The following is a 19,441-nucleotide window of genomic DNA, read 5'->3' on the forward strand; positions in this document are numbered from 1 at the left end:
GTGATTCCGTGCCTCCAATCAAAGTTCCCCACTTAATTACCTCTTTTTAGGTGCTTGGCACAGCGCATGCACTTCCATGCTGACAAGTTCCAGCCATTATTGAAGGAAGTAAGCATGAGTAAAACTCAAGATATTGATACGGGCCGTCGGCAGTTGCTAAAAGGTGGGGCTGTGATGGCTGCGGGCTTTGGGGCTGCAATAGCCTTACCTGCAACAGCAAGTTGCGATGCTGTTCCTGAAGCATTCGACGAGATTGTAGATGTGCTGGTCGTCGGCAGCGGCTTTGCTGGTATGTCTGCAGCATTACAAGCAAGGGAAGTCGGTGTCAGTGTGATGGTTGTGGACAAGATGCCTGTCTTTGGCGGTAACTCAACAATCAATGGCGGTGCCATGGCTGTGGCGGGCTCTGAGTTGCAAAAACAGGCCGGAATTAATGATTCTGTCGATGAAATGGTCGCCGATATGATGCGAGCAGGTCGGGGCATGAACGATGTTGAGATGTTAAAACTGGTGTGTAATGGCACGGCTGAATCCTGTCAGTGGTTGATTGAACATGGGGTTAAGTGGAAACCTTTTGTGCAGCATTTTGGTGGACACTCAATACAACGAGTCTTGCAAACCGTTGAAAGTTCAGGGGCAGGTATTATCAGACCGCTGATTAACGCCGCGAGAGATAAAGGCGTGGTGATGAGAAATCAGACCAAGCTCGAAAGCTTTGTGAAAGATCTCGATGGTCGCGTGATTGGGGTCGAAGTTCGTGAAGGTTTTTATTTCCCTAATGAGCGAACCGGTAAAATACGTCGCATAGGCGCGCGCCGTGGTGTTGTCATGGCAACGGGGGGCTTTGGTCGCGATATTGAATATCGCATGATGCAACTACCTGAGTTAAATAACGACTTAGATTCCACCAATCATGCTGGTGCAACTTCAGAAGCCCTAAAGCAAATGATGCTCTTAGGTGCTAACCCTATTCATTTAGACCAAATTCAACTCGGCCCATGGGCATCTCCCGATGAAAAAGGCTTTGGTACTGCATCCCAGTTCAACACGATTGCGACCTATCCCCACGGTATTGTGGTGGATGTGCGCACTGGTGAACGTTTTTTCAATGAACTTGCAGATCGTAAAGCGAGAGCTGACGCTATCATGACTCGCCGTGATGAACATGGTCAGCCTGTTTATCCTATTGGTTTCACTAATGCAGAAGGGGCTAGTAAGGCGCAAACCTTAGATTGGGGACTGAAATATAAGGTGATTAGTAAAGCAGAAACCTTAGACGAACTTGCTGCTATTTATGGTATGCCAGCCAAAGCACTAAAAGCTCAAGTCGCCCGTTGGAACGAAGCGGTAAAAAATGGTGTTGATAAAGAATTCGCACGTCCTCTGCAAGAAGCCATTGTGCTAGATAAAGGGCCTTGGTATGCCGTTCGTATGTGGCCAAAAGTTCACTATTGCATGGGCGGCGTTAAAGTGAATACCCGATCAGAAGTACTGCATTTAGTCACCAACCAAGCCATTCCAGGGCTGTATGCCGCAGGTGAAGCAACCGGAGGAATTCACGGTGCTAGCCGTTTAGGCGCTTGTGCTGTCGCAGAGGGCGTTGTTACTGGTCGCAACGCGGGCCGAAATTGTGCCGCGGCAAAGGCGGCGGTGCTTAAGCAAGCATAATTAGATTTTATTAAAAATTACAATGTATTGGAGAATGGTAATGAATAAATCAGTGTTGATGGCATCGCTTACTTTAAGCCTACTCTCTGGGAGTGCTTTAGCGATGGAGCACGTTGTCCTCGATGGTAAACATTTAACGCAAGAACAAGCATGGGCAATCGCCGATGGCGCTAAAGTCAAGATTGCATCTCAAGCGAAAACCCAACTCGTTAAAGCTAATAGTTTGTTGATGGAAGCTGCTCGTTTAGGTAAGCCTGTTTATGGTCTTACTGTGGGCGTTGGTTTGAACAAAGATCACAAGTTATTTGATGCCAATGGCAAGTTAAGTGATGAAGTGCTTGAGGCATCACGTAACTTTAACTACAGCACTTTTCGAGCCCATAGTGCTGGCGTCGGTGACGCTGCACCGATTCGGTTAACTCGATTAGCTTTGGCGGTACGCTTAAATACTATGCTCGCGGGACAAACAGGGGTGCAACCTGTTGTGGCTGAACTCTATGAGGCATACCTTAACAAAGGGTTAACGCCAGTCATCCCCGCCCACGGTACTGTAGGTGAAGCGGATATTTTGCTCTCATCCCATGTCGGGTTAGCTATGGTGGGTGAGTGGGAAGTATTCTACAAAGGACAACGTGTTAGCAGTAAAGATGCTATGGCGGATGCCGGAATTACACCACTTGTGCCTATGGGGAAAGATGCGCTATCAATTCTGTCTAACAATTCGTTTTCAGTAGCTTATGCGATGAAAGGTTACCGTGAGGCCAAGCAATTACTCTCTATCTCGCCAACGCTATTTGGTTTAAGCCTTGAGGGATTAAATGGTAATGTTGCTCCATTTTTACCACAAACCAATGATATTCGTCCTTTCCCTTATATTAAAGCCAGCACAAGTGACATTCTAAAACAGTTAGATGGCAGTTATTTATGGCAGCTTAATGATGAACGTCCTTTGCAGGACCCTCTCAGTTACCGAACGACAGCATACACGTTAGCCAGTGCTGAACAAGCGTTAGCAGAATTGAATGATGTGGTAAATATTCAAATAAATCATTCGGATGATAACCCTGCAGTTATTGTTGGCGCATCGAATGAGTATGCGAAGTTTCCACAGGTTGCTAAGTATATCGTCGAAGGGCAAGGTGGTGTGTTTCCAACCACGAACTTTGAACCTTTGCCTGTTGCATTGGCAGTACAAAACTTGAGTGTCGCTCTGACACATGTATCCCATAACAGTGTTATGCGCACCATCCATTTATCTGATGACCATTTTACTAACTTACCCCGTTTTTTAAGTGCTCCAGGTAATAATGGTCATGCTTTTGGCGCGATTCAAAAAGTGTTTGTAGATATGCAAGTTCGTAATAAACAGTTGGCGACCCCAGTGTCATTTGATGGGATCTCAATTGCGGGGGGAATTGAAGATACTTTCACTAACCTCAAGCTTGCTGCGGACAATTTGATCCAGATTGTTGACAACACACGTGTGATCTACGGTTTAGAGTTGCTGCATTCAAGTCAAGCGATTGATTTACGTAAGTTGGCCACTCCAGATCTTCATTTAGGTAAAGCGACCGAAGCCATGTACAAGGCTTACCGAGAAAAAGTGCCATTTGTTGCTCAAGATCGCCCATTCACGCCTGATATCCAAACTTCAACTGAATTTATCGCAAATTATTAATATGTTATGCGGGGCAATATGCCCCGCTATAGGAAGAGTCTGATGTTAAAACCCTTATATACACTTTTACTTGGTTGCATGTTCATGCTGCCAATAACAACAAATGCGATGAATATTAAGAATTATCATAAGGATGTGATGACAAGTGAAAATGGTCAGGTCGACTGTACTGCCTGTCATGGTGATGTAAAGCGTAAGACCATACCTGATGCCGCAGTGTGCGCTAACTGCCATGGTTCTCCTCAGGATGTGGCTAAACTGACTAAGCGACCTGAAGACGCGAGGCATTCGGTCGAGCCCAATCCCCATGACAGTTTACATTACGGTTCTGATTTACCATGTACCTACTGTCATCAAGAACATAAAGAAAGCAAAGTTTATTGTAATCAATGTCATGAATTTACTTATCCTAAAATGAAGCGATAGTTTTAAGATTTTGTCACTTTGCTTTGTCGTCTATTTTATTGGGCAATGCACTCGCCGAAGGTGAGTGCATTTTTTGCAAAAAAAAGAGTAAACCAAAACGGTTTACTCATACGGAAATGGGTCGTTAAAGCTTGCCAAAATCACTCAACTGATGAGGAGCAGGCATATAATCTCAGCATTAACTTAATTAGCCCTTAAAGCTCACATTTATCTTAAGGTGTCGCCTCGGTTTAAGCTGATGAGCTTATCCAGTATGCTTTCTCCATCCATGCGGATGCCGTTGTGCTCATATTCTGATGTTAACCAATACTTTAGCCTGCCAACTTGTTTTGTGGTTTCTAAACTGTATTGCATCTCTACAAACATATCTTCACTGTAAATGGCCGCTGCAACAGGGACTCGGTTTTGTGCCAGTTGCTCTAGATTGTAAAGTGTTGGCCAATCTGATTTATGGGCAAGGATTTCTGCCGCGGCTTTAAGCGGCACTAAGTGACTAAATTGGTCAAACATCCATGGGTATATCATCTCACCTGTGAATAAAAACGGTTTACCTTGTTGATAGTTAAAGGCGGGGAATTGCTGTCTAACCCTGTGTGCAGACCATTGTGAAGCTGAGTGTTCGCAGTAAATGGCCTCATGCAACAGGGCAAAAATTGGGTTAGTGTTGTAATCGAGCATTTGACCGAAATGATTTAAAAATAACGGGTTAACGACTGTCCCTGAAGCCGTGTTGATCAAGGCTTGTTCAAGCAAATAATAAACCGATTCAGGTCCTTGCTCCATTCCAATATTAATACCCAGCAGTTGCAACATTTCAACCGTGAGGCGTTCACCCGTTGCCAAATACACTTCATTTTCAAGCAAATGTTTTGCTAAGCGAGTGACGAGATGTTGAGCATCGTGGAAGCGTTGGAAAAATTGTTTATTCTTCGCCAGTACGCGTTGATAAGTCGCAAGATAGACGTCGTCGCTGCTACGGGTTAATGATGGTATGCCACCCGTGATATAGGCTTCACTGACGCCTTGAGGGGCGGCGCTTAAATAATGTAACACGCAAAATCCCCCGAAACTTTGGCCGAGAATCGCCCACTTTTCGGCGGGACAAAGCTGGGCACGAATCGTTTCGGCATCACGAATGATATTGTCAGCCCTGAAATGGCTTAGGTAATCCGCTTGAGCTGCGGGATCTAAGTGTTGCAGGCTTTGGTAATTAATCGGTGTTGATAAGCCTGTACCACGTTGATCGAGTAATAACACTCGATATTCTTTTAATGCGCGGCGGATCCAGCCGCTGTTGCTGGCGGGACGCATGGCCGCAAATCCAGGGCCGCCTTGAAAAAATACGATATAAGGTAGTTTTTTATCTTTGTTTTCTGGGCTACAGAGTTCTCTGGCAAACACTTGGATTTGCTCTGCAATTGGATTTTGATAGTTGAGGGGCAAGGTAAAAGTGTGTTTTTTCGCCAGCACTCCGGCGAGAATAATATCGGGTTTCATCAAACAACCTTAATGGCAGAGGATCATGTTATTGTGATTGGCAGATTGTATACCCAAATAAGCTGAAGATGCAGTAACCTAGGCTACCTGAAACGCGTATCTTCAGCTAACTTGGGTATAGACAAAATAGTTTATGTCGTAAGCTAGGATTATTTGATTAGCTTTTGGTGAAGATCAATTTTTTGGATATAAATTTGAGCCATGATGAGTTTCTTAGCGTAATCTATCGCTTATGGATAACACGAGATTGAAGCTATGAAGTATCAGATTATTCCAGTGACACCTTTTCAGCAAAATTGCAGCTTGATCTGGTGTGAAAAAACCAAGCGTGCGGCAGTCGTGGATCCCGGTGGGAATATTGATAGGATCCAAAACGAAGTGGCGAAACTTGGACTCGTCCTCGAAAAAATCCTCCTTACCCATGGGCATATCGATCATGTCGGTGGTGCAAAAGCCTTAGCGAAAGCCGCCAATGTGCCGATTATTGGCCCGCATATTGCCGATAAATTCTGGATTGATAACTTACCTAAGCAAAGCCAAAATTTTGGTTTTCCCCATTGCGATGCCTTTGAACCGGATCAATATCTGCAGGATGGCGATATTGTTAAAGTGGGCGAGCAAAGTTTATCTGTGCTGCATTGCCCTGGGCATACGCCGGGACACATTGCACTTTTCTCTGCCCAATCTAAGTTGGCGTGGGTGGGGGATATTTTGTTTCGAAGTTCTATCGGCCGCACTGATTTCCCCCAATCAAATCATCAGGATTTAATTCACTCGATCACCGAAAAACTGTGGCCCTTAGGCGCCGAGGTTGAATTCATTCCTGGGCATGGTCCTATGTCGACTTTTGGCGAAGAGCGCGAGCATAACCCCTTTGTCGCGGACCAACTTTTACTGTAATTGAGACGCCATTCAGCATTGCTTGATTTGTGAGCGATAATCACTCGCAAATCAAATGATTATTTCAACTAATAAACCAACCTTTTTTATGTTTTCTGTTTTTCCTTCTAGACTTAAAGCAGTTCTTCCGTCTACTGGGGTAAGTATGAAAACAAAAACAATGATGAGCGTGGTCTTTTCGACCATAGTCGCGAGTGCCGTGATTTCTGCGGTATTGAGCTTCAATGTTAAGTCTAAAATCGATCTCTTTAATGATGCGGCTAGCGTCCGATATCAGTCCTATCAAGTCGCCGATGAGTTAAGACAAAGTTCCGATGACCTAACGCGTCTCGCTCGAACTTACGCTGTTACGGGTGATGAAAAATACGAAAAAATGTATATGGATATTTTGGCTATCCGTAATGGTGAGAAGTCTAGACCTGAAAAATATCACCAGATTTACTGGGATTTGGTGCTGAGCTATGGCGATAAGCCAAAACCCGACGGTGCTAGCATTGCGATAAACACGCAAATGAAGTCCCTCGGTTTTTCTGATGAAGAATTCCGTTACCTTGAACAAGCTCAGCAAAACTCAGATGCGTTAGTTGCCCTCGAAGTGAAAGCCATGAATGCCGTCAAAGGTATTTTTATGGATCCCAACACCCAAACTTACACGATCAAAGGTGAGCCTAACTTAACTATGGCGAGGGAGTTATTACATAGCGACCAATACCACAGAGAAAAAGCTAAGATCATGCAGCCGATTGATGAGTTTTTTACAGCATTGGATAAACGTACCGATGGTGATGTGAATAACCGACTCGACTCCCTGCATGCGGCATTAAACTGGTCCCAACTGGTGTTATTTATCGTGATTTTAGCCGCCGTTGGCGGATTTATTATCGTTAAGAGCAGGATTGTGACTCCCTTAGTGCAGACTTGTGTTGAATTGCTCGATATTCAGCGTTCTAAAAATCTTGCGCGGCGGATCTCTGTTACGACTCAGGGGGAAATTGGCGAAATCGTTAATCAAATCAACTTGTTTATCTCTTCCCTTGCCAGTTCATTATCGACGACGGATGGCATTGCAAAAGAGGTGGCTGATTTAGCTAAGCAAACTAAAGCATCAATTCAAATTTCGCGTGAAAGCTCAAATCGGGTGGCGAGAGAACTGGATGCCAGCGCCAGTGCGATGGAAGAAATGACCACGACCTTAGTGCATGTGAGTGAGAGCACTTCGAATGCTGAAAGCCGCGCCGCCGAAAATGAAACGCATGTCACTGTAGGTAAACAGACAGTATCGGAAGCGTTGAAAGCCATGTCGGTATTAGAAACTGAGTTTAGGAATACTCAAGACTCTATGTCGCATCTAGTGAACGAAAGTACCCAAGTCAGCAATGTGTTGAGTGTGATTAAGGCGATTGCGGAGCAGACGAATTTGCTGGCACTGAATGCCGCGATCGAAGCCGCACGGGCCGGTGAGCAAGGACGAGGCTTCGCAGTGGTAGCTGATGAGGTTCGATCATTAGCCCAGCGCACTCAAGATTCCACCAAGGAAATCGATGATATTGTCGCAAGCCTTCAAAGCCGTACCAATCAAGTGGGTACATCTGTGACTCAAGCGGCGACGCTAATGCAAAAGGCGGGGGTAGAACTGCAACGTATCGTGGCAGTATTTGAGGATATTCGCCATAGTACGGAAGCGATTCATGGGATCAATACTCAGGTTGCCGCTTCAACCGAAGAACAATCCTTGGTTTCTAAAGAAATCGCTTCGAGCATGATGGTGATCCGCGATAATTCCCGTGAAGTATCACAGATTATCGAACAGATTGAATCGACATCCATTAGTCTAGACAACCAATCCCAGATACTGCGCACTAAGGCGGGCGAATACCAGTTTTAGATGAAATGTGGTTGATTTGCGAACAAACGCCACTCAGACATGGACGTCAATTCTTCCTCTTTAACTTCCCCTGAACATATTTTATGCTTCAACACTTTTTGAAATCTATTACTCCTTTCAATACGCACACGCCTTTGCTAACTTGGTTGTCCATATGTTTAATGCGAGCGTTTGACGAAGCGGTTTTATTTACTGATAAAACTTGCGTCAAGCTTTGATGACAAATAGACGTCGATAGCTGCGTTATTAACGGTTGATAGTTTCAATAGCGATAAGCGCATTAAATTTTTTAAATCTCCCTAACCCAATGGAGTCCTTGCGGATGGATCACCAAATCGAAGATTTACTAGAGCATTGGCTACCACTGGCGGATGACGCTTGGGTGCTTGCGGTGATCACCAAAATTCAAGGTTCGGCCTATCGCAAACCCGGCGCTATGATGTTGTTCCATGAGTTTGGTCAAGGCGTGGGTATGTTAAGTGGCGGCTGTTTAGAAGCCGATTTACGTCGCCATGCTCAAAATGCCATGCAGACTAAGCAAGTCATGTGCGTCACCTATGATGCAAGCGATGAGTCCGATGCCAGCTATCGACTCGGTTGTGGTGGCATAGTAGATATCATGTTGATCCCTCTGCTAAAAGAGAATCATGATCTTGGCTTAGTTGAGCTAGTGCAGGCATTTCGTCACGGTCGGTCGGGGTTTTACCAATTGCCTTTAGTCAAAGCGGGGACTGATGCGCGCCAGTATCACGCTGCGTTTTATTCTGAGGAGTTGACGCCGTTCCCCGCTAGCGATTTTGTTCGCACGGGCGTCTTCACCCAAGACGCGGGAGAATCATTGATTATTCCCTTGAGACCAAGATTCTATCTTGGGATCTTTGGCGGTGGTATCGATGCTAAGCCCGTTGCCGCCATGGCCCACACTTTAGGTTGGCAAGTGACTGTTTTCGATGGTCGTACCGCCTATGCCAGAGCGGCGGATTTCCCCCATGCCCATATAGTGAAACTGACCGCGGGGGAATTAACCGCGAATCATATCGCTCAATTGGATTGCGCCGTGGTGATGAACCATAACTTGGGCTTAGATGCTGCGGCATTAAAGGTTATTCAAGCGCATCCGCTAGCCTATATCGCCTTGCTTGGTCCCGCCCATCGACGGGATAAAGTGCTTGGAATGGCAGGGCTCAGTGCTGAATCTTTTACTGGGGTATTTTCTGCTCCCGCGGGGCTTGCCCTTGGCGGCGAGTTACCGAGTGCCGTGGCGTTAAGTATTTTGGCCCAGTGTCACGGCGTGCTCCATGGCGCAACCTTAAAACATCTCGATGAGATAATGCGTTGATGACGTTGCCGCCAGTGCAAAAGCCTTCTGTACTAATGTCTTCAGCACCAAAGTCGGCAGCGCTAACGTTGACAGAGCAAACGCCACTTTCATCCAAACGGCTGCTGATTGTGGTACTTGCGGCGGGTGAGAGTAAGCGCTTTGATGGGGTAAAGTTAGCGCAACTTCTACCATCACATAGCGCTACGAAAATTCGCGAACAAACCATCATTAACACTCATGTTGAGCGTTTACAGCAGCTTAGTTGCCAAGATTTAGGTGTGGATCGCCAAGACATTCATTCGCTCCAGCATACGCCTTTGTTAATCATACTCGGTGCTCATCAGCACATATTGCAGCCATTATTAGTCGAGCTTCATTCCCGCCAACCCTTTGATATTTTAGTTAATCCACAGTGGCAAACAGGCTTGGCATCCTCAGTGAGTTTGGCGGCAAGCTATGCCAAGGAGCAGGGCTTTGATGCCATGCTGCTGACATTGGCAGACCAAGTGGCCTTGAGTGCAGACGATTATCGACAACTGATTTTGACATGGCATGAAACCGGTAAAGACGTTGCCGCCCATTATTTGGATGATTTAGGCGTACCTGCTATTTTTAATGCCTCTACATTACCGCAGTTCACTCACTTGAGTGGTGATCGCGGGGCGAAATCGATTCTAAAACAACAAGCACAGCAGGGAGCGTTAGTCGCTATAACACTACCCCGCGCCGCAATTGATATTGATACCCAAGCCGATCTTGCGTCGTGGTTGGCACTTAAGGAGTGAGTTATGGCAGAAGTATTATCAACCACTGCAGTTATCAAGGAAGCCAGTACCGCCGCTTCCACCCAAACACTTTTCATCAACGGTAAATCATTCACCTTAGATGCCGATCCTAAAATGCCAATCCTGTGGGCGTTACGGGATATTTTAGGGCTCACGGGCACTAAATATGGTTGTGGTGCAGGGTTATGCGGTGCTTGCACTGTGCATTTAGACGGCCAACCCGTACGCGCCTGTTTAACCAGTTTGGGGCAGGCACAGGGAAAACGTCTGACAACAATTGAAGGGCTGGATAATCAAAAGCTTAAAAATGCTTGGGCCGAACATAACGTGCCCCAGTGCGGCTATTGTCAGGCGGGACAACTGATGTCGGCTGCGGCGTTAGTGGCGCAGCATCCGAAACCTTCTGAAGCACAAATCAACTCGGCCATGTCGGGGAATATCTGCCGCTGCGGCACCTATCCTAGGATCAAAGCCGCACTGCAAAACTATGCCAAACAGGAGGGCTAATATGAGTACTTTTACTGCCGTAGAAAATATCAGCCGCCGCGATGTGTTAAAACTGTTTGGCGCAGTGGGTGGTGGATTAGCATTAGGGGCGAGTGGATTAACTTGGAGCCCCATGGCGCTGGCGCAGGATAAAGAAGCGCGGCTGAATCTGTTTATTGCCATTGGTGAAGACGACAAAGTATATCTCACCTGCCATCGCTCCGAGATGGGACAGGGGATCAGAACCGGCATTCTGCAAGTCTTAGCCGAAGAGTTAGAAGCGGATTGGGATAAAATCGTCCCTATTCAAGGTTTAGCTGATAAACGTTATGCCAGCCAAAACACCGACGGTAGCCGCAGTATTCGCGAAAATTACGACCGCATGCGCCAGATGGGGGCGATGGCAAGAACCATGCTAGAGCAGGCTGCCGCTGCGCGCTGGCAAGTTCCCGTGAGTGAGGTGCATACCGCTAGCCATAAAGTGTTGCATGCTAAATCGGGCCGCTCGGCCAAGTTCGGCGAGTTAGCGTTAGCCGCATCAGAGCAACCCGTACCTGCCGTTGAGTCATTAACCTTTAAAGACGTTAAAGATTTCAAGCAGATTGGCGCATCACGTCAAATCGTTGATATGGATGCCATGTTAAGTGGCAGCGCGATTTATGGTTACGATATCAAACTCGAGGGCATGCTCTACGCCAGCATCATGCGCCCGCCCGTGCTCGGGAGCGATGTGGCAAGCTTGGATTATACCGCAGCGCGCAAAGTGGCCGGTGTCGTGGATGTGTATCGTTTGCCCGCCGCTAAGGGCGCACCCGCGTTTCAGGCTTTAGGTGGCGTTGCTGTCATCGCCACAAACACGTGGAGTGCCCTTGAAGGGCGCAAAGCTTTAAAAGTCACTTGGACTCAAGCCGACAACAGTCAGCATGATTCAAGCCTTTATTTGAAAGAGTTGGTCGAGCGGGTACAGCAAAGCGGTAATGTTGTGCGCCAAGTTGGCGATGAGGTCAAAAACTGGCCCGAAGCGAATACGTTAAAGGCGGTTTATACCGTGCCTTATTTAATTCATTCTTCTATCGAGCCGCCCGTTGCCACCGCCCATGTGACTGAAAAGGGCTGTGAAATCTGGGCATCGACCCAAACGCCGCAAAGTACCCAGCAAAATGTGGCCGCAGCGCTGGGTATGGATGAAGATGCGATTAAAGTGAATGTCACCCTATTGGGTGGTGGTTTTGGGCGTAAATCCAAACCTGATTTTAGCGTTGAAGCCGCGCTGTTATCGAAGCAATTCAAGCGTCCAATTAAAGTGAGTTGGAGCCGCGAGGATGAGATCCAAAACGGTTATTACCATGCTATCAGCGCCCAGTCCTATAAGGCGCTGTTTGATGCCAGCAACAAACCGACCGCGCTTTTAGCCCGTACGGGATTCCCATCGATCAGTTCAACCTTTGCTGAAGGGGTGGAATATCCCTCTGGCGGTGAGTTGGATTTAGGCTTTGTGGATGTGCCCTTTGCTTTGCCAAATTTAAGATACGAAGCGGTAAAAGCGCAGGCGCATAGCCGTATTGGTTGGATGCGCTCTGTGTGTAACATTCAGCACGGTTTTAGTGTCGGCAGTTTTGTCGATGAAATGGCTCACAGAGCTCAGGTTTCTTGCCCTGCAATGTGGCGTAGCCTGTTAGGTGAAGCAAGGCGTGAGACCTTTACCGACCAACAGTTTAAATATGGCAACTATGGCGAAGAGCTCAATCGTCATCCCGTGGACGTGAGCCGCTATTTTGGGGTCATTGATGCGGTCGAAAAAGCCCAAACTAAGGCGCCCAAGGCGGGTAAAAATCAGGGCTGGGGGTTTGCCGTGCACCGCAGTTTTGTCAGTTACGTCGCTGTGGCTATGCTGGTAGAAGTGAGTGAGGATAAACAGCTTAAAGTGCTAAATGCCATCGCTGCTATCGATGCGGGCACAATAGTTAACCCTGATAGGGTAAAAGCACAGACAGAAGGTGCGATTATATTTGGCCTGAGTTTAGCCTTGATGGGGGAAATCACTTACAAAGAGGGTAAAGTGCAGCAATCGAATTTCCACGATTATCCTTTGCTGCGACTTCCCCAAACCCCCGATATGGAGATCATCATTATTGCATCCGATGCGCCGCCCGCAGGCGTGGGTGAGCCGGGTGTGCCGCCCGTTGCCCCTAGTTTAACCAATGCGATTTTTGCGGCGACGGGGCAGAGGATCCGCGATCTTCCCGTGAATAAACTATTGCGAGTGTAAGTGTCGGCAAGAGGGTTAACTGAAAGCCGTTTGAACAAAAAAGCGCCTAATAAGCGCTTTTTTCGTTTTTTTACCACAAAAAATTTGCTTGTTAGCGATTTTACGGGCATTAATGCCGAAAATTAGCAATAGATCAGGTTTTTGTTACCGAAATAGAGGTAATTTAACCAATATGTTTACCCTAGCTACCTCAAAATACACATTTTAGAGCGCCCAAGGGTATAAACTTCCGTGAATAGAATTACTAAAGGGGTCATCCATGGAAAATCGTTGGCAAGTCGCTATTTCTGCCGGCCTATTGGCGGCTATTTGGTGTGGCGTCGCAGATGCTTTTCATCTGGTCACTTGGATCGGCTTTTTAGGTTGTAGCACTTTTTTTGCTCAACCTAAGGCTGGTTTTCAGGGTGTGATGATGGCGTGGTGCACAAACCTGTCCGGTGTATTTTGGGCTTGGCTCATTATCTCGGGTAGCAGCTTTTTTATTTCGCCCGTATTTGGGTATATTTTTACCGGCATAGCCACTTCGGCCATGTGTTTACAGGCAAGTTATCAAAAGCTTAGCTTTATTCCCGGCGCATTTATTGGCTGTTGCACTACCTTTGCTATGGCGGGTGATGTGGCCAATGTCGTGCCGTCGTTGATCATTGGTGGCTTATTAGGTTTTAGCATGAGCCTGTTAACAGGGCAGTTGGTTACTCTGACACAAAAGTGGTCTGCCGCCACACGTAACCAAGTTGCTAGCGCTGATTAGCATAATACCTGCTCAGATCTTATGACTGACATAGTTGTCGTGACAATCTGAGCTATACTGCTGATTTAGTGCCAAATAGCATTTTGTTCTTAGGAATTATCAAGATGAAACAAATCCAGTTTCGTACCATTGATGCCATATTGATCAAGTTCAGTCTCAACGGAAAATTTTGGGTAGTGTGTTCTATGGTGGCGCTGATCACGGCCGTCGTGGCGCTTGTCAACTATCAACATGCGCACCGTAACCTTGAGCAGGCCTCTATCGCTCGGGTTCAAGCTAGCGTCGATACCCTAGCGCAAGTTGCAATGGCGCAAAAGCTACAAGCTGACGCCTTATCTCAATTTGCCAGCCAATACGGGTTAACTGTAACTTCAAGGCAAAGTGACGCGCAGCGTCAAGGGGATAAAGTGACGGCCAGCGCCAGTGTGTCAGGTCAAGCCTTACAACTGACACAGAATGTCCATGAGTGGGAAGCCGATGCGCGTAGCGATGCTAACTTTATGTTCTGGTTAGCATTAGTGGGCTTGTTGCCTTTATTCCAACTGAGTTACTGGATTTCGACTTCACTCGGTGGTGGATTATGGGACATGTACTTAGCCATCAAACGCTTAGCCGATGGTGATTTGAGCTTTAGATTAAACTTCTTTGGTACTGACGATTTCAGTTTGATTGCCCGCGAAATCGATCGCTGCGCCGACAATATGAGTGAAATGGTGTCAGCCATTGGCAAAAATGCACAGACCTTATCATTGGCATCCGATGAATTTAATCAACAGGCGGCCACCAGTGATAAACTGATTGGGTTCCAACATCAATTCCTCGATTCCGTTGCCGTGGCGATGGCACAAATGACCTCAGCGATTGAAGAAGTCTCTGTTAATGCGAGTAATACTTCGTTGCAAACCAAGGAAAATTCAAGCCAAATGTTGGCCAGTCGTGGGCGTATTAGCCATACAGTGGAAAGCATTGGTTTACTCTCAACTAAGATTGGTGCGGCGTTTTCATCGGTGGAACAATTGTCTAAGGATGCGGCGAGTATTGATGCCGTGGTCACAACCATTAACAGTATTTCCCAACAAACCAATTTATTAGCCTTAAATGCGGCCATTGAAGCGGCCCGTGCCGGTGAGCAAGGTCGTGGCTTTGCTGTGGTAGCCGATGAAGTGCGTACCTTAGCGGGTCGAACTCAACAGGCCACGGTAGAAATTCAGTCCATGATTGAAGGCTTACAATCTGGCACGAGTCGTTTATCTAGCATTACCATGGAGATAGTCGATCAGGCCGATGAAGGTCGCAGTGCGATTATCGCCGTCGGTGATGATGTTCAAGGCATGGCGCAATCGGTCAATGCGGTATTTGATATGAGCAGCCAAATTGCCGCCTCGGCGGAAGAGCAGAGTGTCGCCGCTCGCGACATTGCCGGACAATTGAATGAAATCCGCCATCAGTCGGAAACCATCAAACAAACGGCCCAGCGCAGTGTGACCTTAGCCAATGATCTGCACCATGCTTCGGTCGAGTTAGATGGCATTTTAAAGCAGTACCGCACGAGTTAATGTGTCACCTTTAATGTGAGTCGTCGGCATGGGGTGTTGAGCAATAACGCCCGATACTGAGTCTTATGTTAAGTAGTAACGTATCATCCGAAAATGGCGGAAATCTTAGATTTCCGCCATTTTAATTTGGAAGTACCCAAAGAACTATTTAGTTATATTGCCCCATTCCGTTCTATCAGCGTGACATTATCTAAATTGACGGTCATAGATTTCAGGGGAGAAAGTTATGTCTGAAAATGTCCTTTTTGCGGAGGGTATTTCACTGTGGTTGGCGGTGGAAATCTGTGTTTTGTAAAAATAGAATTTGGGGAAATTGATGGTTTCTATATGGCTGATTGTGTTAACCTTTATCGGAAATATTTAAGAAAAATATCAAGCAATTTTAAATTGTTTGTTGATGATAAACGTTCACCAGAGTATCACTTGTTCGCCTCGGTCAATTAAAATTGGCTTGGGACGCCGCTTAACGTTAGGCAACAATAATTATGAATAACGATCCATTTCGAAACCCGACAGATACCGAAATAGCTAGCGCAGAAAGCAAACTGGGCATCAGTTTTCATGATGACTACCGATCATTTTTGAAGTCTGGCAGCGATGTTGCAAACGCTACCTTTGAGCCTGCGGTAATTTTACCCGGCTCTGGCCATCTTGATATCTTTGACATTGCTGAAACAGCCTGGAATGTCATGGGTCTTCCAAGAGACCTTTTGCCATTCATCGAGGATAATGGCGACTATTTCTGCATAGCAAAGACGGGTGAGATAATTTATTGGTCTCACAACGGCAGCACTAAGGAAGAATGGCCGAATCTTTCTGCATGGCACAAGCAGGTTTGTGTAGACCTTGAGTAACTGTGATAGCCTAAATAGTGGTTCAAATCGTTCGCTCCGCTCTCAGTGATGGGTTAAAGCCTGCCCCTTAGCCAAACGTTAACCCATACAAGCATTTAAAGCGGGATTGCTAACAGTTTGCTCGACTTCGCTTCGCTACACAATTTTAGCAAACGATTATCAGCCCCTTAAATGGGCGTTAAGCATTATGAGCAAATATCGAGATAAATTCGAATATCCGGAAAATCCAGCAAGTGCTGAAGAAATTCAGGCTCTTGAGAAATGGTTAGGAACAGATCTTCCGAGTGAGTATAAGAAGTTCTTGCTTGAAACTAATGGGGCAGAAACTCCGATTGGCGTGCAAGAACCAGATGACTCAGTTGTGCTCTGGAGCGCTAAAGAGATATCCGAATTAACAGAAGCCTATTGCTACGAGCAATACTTGCCTGGGTTGGTTGCTATTGGTTCAGATGGTGGGGGAGAGTCAATTGTCTTCGATACCACACATAATATAAGTTCAGAAGACTGGCCAGTTTATAGGGTACCTTTCGGCGATTTAGCGAAAGAGTCTATGGTATTGTTGGCGGAAAATTTCAATGAGTGGGTTTCCAGTGGTTATTCGCTCAAGTTCTAAAATGTTTAACAAGGCCAGTCAATCTGACCTCCGTAAACTGTCTTCTTTTTTGCAAAAAGCCGTAAAAAAGCTTCCAACTCACTCCGGCAGTTGCTGGTGGCGTTATGTTTAAAGCGGTAGAAATTAGAAAGAGGGCATCGATATGTCAGGAGAGCGAATATCGGGTGATGGAGAACGAGAACGATGTCCTGTACATGGGCATACGAGAAGGCTCTCTAGCAAAGAAATTAATGAGATTAAGCACGCTGTAGAAGTTGCTAACTCACAAGCTAAACGTAAGGGCATTACACCTAAAGATCCTCAAATTGGTCTTTTCAGTTGTAAATGTAATTTCTTCTATGTGAAAGTTGAATAATGGTCCGTCAATATGTTGATAGTATTATCAGAATGCGAACATAACAAATTGCTGTATCTGACATTTTTCCGTTCCTTCTTTTGTGTTTGATAACACAAAAGCTTCTACTCCAAAAATGCAACTGAGCAAGGCGTTACACCATAGAAATTTCTGTGCGAAATTCACCTGTTATAGCTGATGACCTAACACGTTTTTGTCCCAAAGCATGCTACGTATTTCTTTAAAACAAACAGGTTTCGCCGATGCTAAACAGGTGAGCCATGGTGATTTGCGAGACGACCGTCCGCCCTATGGCCGCTCTTTGGCGTCCATGCCATCGCGGCATTTGTGAATCCTTTCACATCAGATGGGGCGGTCGAGCATCCACGGATGGACTGGCTGCGAGTCGACGAGCAAATACCATGGCAAGCATGTGTGAGTGGATATCTGCAAACGCTAAACTCCTCACAACTAAAATTATTGGTCCCCAAACACTCGTCTTCAAGACATATCTGTCCAAAAGTGAATTACGTTCAGTTTCAAACCTGACTCATTGACTATTCATCGAACGACAAAGATAAAATATGTTTCGCCCATAAAAAAACATCGACCTAAGCCGATGTTTTATATCTACTAAGATGGTCGAACGTTAGCTGATTAAGCCTCTTTGAACGTGCTCCAAATGGGGGCATGATCTGAGGGTTTATCTATGCCGCGCAGATCGTAATCGACATCGGATTCGACTAAACGTGCTGCCAGTGAAGGCGTTGCTAAAATCACATCAATACGCAGGCCACGGTTGTCATCGAAACCTTTGCTGCGGTAATCGAACCAAGAATAACGTTCGATGCGCTCTGGGTGTAATTGACGGAAAGTGTCGATTAAGCCCCAGTCTTGTAAGGTTTTTAACCACTCACGCTCTTCCGGTTGGAAGCTACATTTGCCGGTTTTTAGCCAACGCTTACGATTGACTTCACCTATGCCTATGTCTAAATCGGTCGGCGAAATATTGATGTCACCTATGATGGCGATATCTTCATCGTTGCTGTGATTTGTCTGCAAGTAGTGCATTAAATCCTGATAAAACTTACGTTTAGCAGGATATTTTGTTGGGTGGTCTATGCTTTCGCCTTGGGGGAAATAGCCGTTGAACACAGTCAATGGACGACCATTCGCTTGGGTAAATGTGCCGATAATCATGCGGCGCTGGGCATCTTCATCATCGCTTGGAAAACCCTTTTGCAGTTTTTCTGGTGCGACTTTAGACAGCATGGCAACACCATAGTGAGCTTTACCGCCGTGATAATGCACTTGATATCCCATGGCTTCGACTTCGGCTAATGGAAACGCCTCATCGTGCACTTTGGTTTCTTGCAGGCCGATAATGTCGGGCTGGTGGCTATCGATTAAGGCTTGCAATTGATGCAAGCGTGCCCGCAGACCATTGATGTTAAAGGACACTATTTTCATTAAGGCAGGACTCGTTTAAAGGGTTTAACCACAACACTTTGGTAAACGCCCGCTTCGATATAGGGATCGGCATCGGCCCAGTGTTTTGCTGCGACTAAGGATTCAAAATCTGCGACAACCAGTGAACCACTAAAGCCAGCATCACCAGGGTTTTCACTGTCTATGGCTGGGTGTGGGCCAGCGATCAGTAAACGACCTTCATCGGCGAGGGCTTGCAGGCGAGCTAAATGGGCTGGGCGTGCAGCTAAACGTTTTTCTAAACTATTCTCAAAATCTTGAGCTGAAATCATATACCACATTATTTGAGTTCCTTGCGTTGATCTTCGGGAAGGTGTTTATAAAGATAAAATACGGTCAGGACAGTATTAATTAAGGTTAAAGCGGTTAAACCAAACACTTTAAAATTGACCCAAGTTTCTAATGGCAAACTAAAGGCGACATAAATATTGACTAGGCCACAAGCGGCGAAAAAGATCACCCAATACCAAGTTACGCGAGCCCAAATTTTGTCGTCTACTTGCATTTCTTTGCCTAACATCGACTTTAATATCGATTTATTGAGCAATTGACTGACACCTAAGGCGATGGCAAACAAACTATAGATAATGGTCACTTTCCACTTGATAAAAGAATCATCGTGAAACACTAAAGTGAGTGTGCCAAACACTGTCACCATAGCAAAGGTGATTAAGTGCATCTTTTCAAGTTTCTTATATAGCGCATAGGTCACGATCAATTGAAGCGCGGTGGCTGCGATCAATGCACCGCTGGCGATATAAATATCGAAAAATTTATAAACGGCAAAAAAGATGACGAGGGGCAGGAAATCAAGCAGTTGTTTCATAAATAATCATGTTAAAGAGACATGGGCTTGAGTGTAGCATGTGCAACATAAGGGCAAAAGCACCATGGGCCTAGGATTGCGATCTTGCCCATTAAATGGGTTTA

At 46.0% G+C, this 19,441-nt stretch carries 17 protein-coding genes; 13 read left to right on the plus strand and 4 right to left on the minus strand.

Annotation, left to right across the window (positions count from 1 at the left end; genetic code table 11):
- The first annotated feature begins 114 nt into the window (after positions 1-114).
- Genes AAA952_RS15330 through AAA952_RS15340 form a run of 3 tightly spaced genes read left to right on the plus strand, consistent with a single transcriptional unit; the run spans position 115 to position 3,772 of the window.
- Entirely contained in the window at positions 115-1,668 is a 1,554-nt protein-coding gene (locus AAA952_RS15330; RefSeq protein ID WP_263146242.1) for a flavocytochrome c, read from the plus strand.
- Positions 1,669-1,708: 40 nt separating this feature from the next.
- Positions 1,709-3,346 (plus strand): HAL/PAL/TAL family ammonia-lyase, encoded by a 1,638-nt coding sequence (locus AAA952_RS15335; protein ID WP_338258274.1) that lies wholly within the window; start codon positions 1,709-1,711, stop codon positions 3,344-3,346.
- Between the two features lie 42 nt (positions 3,347-3,388).
- A complete protein-coding gene (locus AAA952_RS15340) occupies positions 3,389-3,772 on the plus strand; it encodes a cytochrome c3 family protein (RefSeq protein ID WP_338258276.1) in 384 nt (127 codons plus the stop codon).
- Positions 3,773-3,979: 207 nt separating this feature from the next.
- Here the strand turns inward: AAA952_RS15340 and AAA952_RS15345 are convergent, their stop codons facing one another.
- Positions 3,980-5,269 carry an alpha/beta fold hydrolase gene (locus AAA952_RS15345; RefSeq protein WP_338258278.1) on the minus strand — a complete coding sequence of 430 codons (1,290 nt, stop codon included), beginning with the start codon at positions 5,267-5,269 and terminating at the stop codon, positions 3,980-3,982.
- Positions 5,270-5,524: 255 nt separating this feature from the next.
- Between AAA952_RS15345 and AAA952_RS15350 the strand changes: the two genes are divergently transcribed.
- The 10 genes from AAA952_RS15350 (at position 5,525) to AAA952_RS15395 (ending at position 16,689) form a co-directional block, all read left to right on the plus strand.
- Positions 5,525-6,169 carry an MBL fold metallo-hydrolase gene (locus AAA952_RS15350; protein WP_131523516.1) on the plus strand — a complete coding sequence of 215 codons (645 nt, stop codon included), beginning with the start codon at positions 5,525-5,527 and terminating at the stop codon, positions 6,167-6,169.
- 145 nt (positions 6,170-6,314) lie between these two features.
- Positions 6,315-8,054, plus strand: a complete 1,740-nt coding sequence (locus AAA952_RS15355; RefSeq protein WP_028761018.1) for a methyl-accepting chemotaxis protein — start codon at positions 6,315-6,317, stop codon at positions 8,052-8,054.
- Positions 8,055-8,376: 322 nt separating this feature from the next.
- On the plus strand, positions 8,377-9,393 hold the full coding sequence (locus AAA952_RS15360; protein ID WP_338258283.1) for an XdhC family protein: 1,017 nt from the start codon (positions 8,377-8,379) through the stop codon (positions 9,391-9,393).
- A complete protein-coding gene (locus AAA952_RS15365) occupies positions 9,393-10,160 on the plus strand; it encodes a nucleotidyltransferase family protein (protein ID WP_445190386.1) in 768 nt (255 codons plus the stop codon). Before AAA952_RS15360 ends, AAA952_RS15365 begins: the two co-directional genes overlap by 1 nt.
- 3 nt (positions 10,161-10,163) lie before the next feature.
- Positions 10,164-10,667, plus strand: coding sequence for a (2Fe-2S)-binding protein (locus AAA952_RS15370; protein WP_028761015.1), 504 nt, complete (start codon positions 10,164-10,166; stop codon positions 10,665-10,667).
- 1 nt (position 10,668) lies between these two features.
- On the plus strand, positions 10,669-12,915 hold the full coding sequence (locus AAA952_RS15375) for a xanthine dehydrogenase family protein molybdopterin-binding subunit (RefSeq protein WP_338258287.1): 2,247 nt from the start codon (positions 10,669-10,671) through the stop codon (positions 12,913-12,915).
- Positions 12,916-13,174: 259 nt separating this feature from the next.
- The gene (locus AAA952_RS15380; RefSeq protein WP_028761013.1) at positions 13,175-13,666 is read left to right on the plus strand and encodes a DUF1097 domain-containing protein; all 492 of its coding nucleotides are present in this window, start codon (positions 13,175-13,177) and stop codon (positions 13,664-13,666) included.
- A gap of 104 nt (positions 13,667-13,770) precedes the next feature.
- Positions 13,771-15,222: a methyl-accepting chemotaxis protein gene (locus AAA952_RS15385; RefSeq protein WP_338258289.1), complete on the plus strand. Its 1,452-nt coding sequence runs from the start codon at positions 13,771-13,773 to the stop codon at positions 15,220-15,222.
- Positions 15,223-15,707: 485 nt separating this feature from the next.
- Entirely contained in the window at positions 15,708-16,076 is a 369-nt protein-coding gene (locus AAA952_RS15390; protein WP_028761011.1) for an SMI1/KNR4 family protein, read from the plus strand.
- Positions 16,077-16,263: 187 nt separating this feature from the next.
- Positions 16,264-16,689, plus strand: a complete 426-nt coding sequence (locus AAA952_RS15395) for an SMI1/KNR4 family protein (protein WP_113940731.1) — start codon at positions 16,264-16,266, stop codon at positions 16,687-16,689.
- Between the two features lie 991 nt (positions 16,690-17,680).
- Here AAA952_RS15395 and xthA read toward each other — a convergent pair.
- From xthA to AAA952_RS15410, 3 genes are read right to left on the minus strand one after another with little or no spacing between them, the layout of a single operon-like run.
- Entirely contained in the window at positions 17,681-18,493 is an 813-nt protein-coding gene (xthA, locus tag AAA952_RS15400) for an exodeoxyribonuclease III (RefSeq protein WP_028761009.1), read from the minus strand.
- Entirely contained in the window at positions 18,493-18,792 is a 300-nt protein-coding gene (locus AAA952_RS15405; protein WP_028761008.1) for a YciI family protein, read from the minus strand. The genes xthA and AAA952_RS15405 overlap by 1 nt, the downstream gene beginning before the upstream one ends.
- Positions 18,792-19,337, minus strand: a complete 546-nt coding sequence (locus AAA952_RS15410) for a septation protein A (protein WP_028761007.1) — start codon at positions 19,335-19,337, stop codon at positions 18,792-18,794. Before AAA952_RS15410 ends, AAA952_RS15405 begins: the two co-directional genes overlap by 1 nt.
- Between the last annotated feature and the right edge of the window lie 104 nt (positions 19,338-19,441).

This window comes from Shewanella sp. M-Br, assembly GCF_036245925.1.
Lineage (GTDB): Bacteria > Pseudomonadota > Gammaproteobacteria > Enterobacterales > Shewanellaceae > Shewanella > Shewanella oncorhynchi.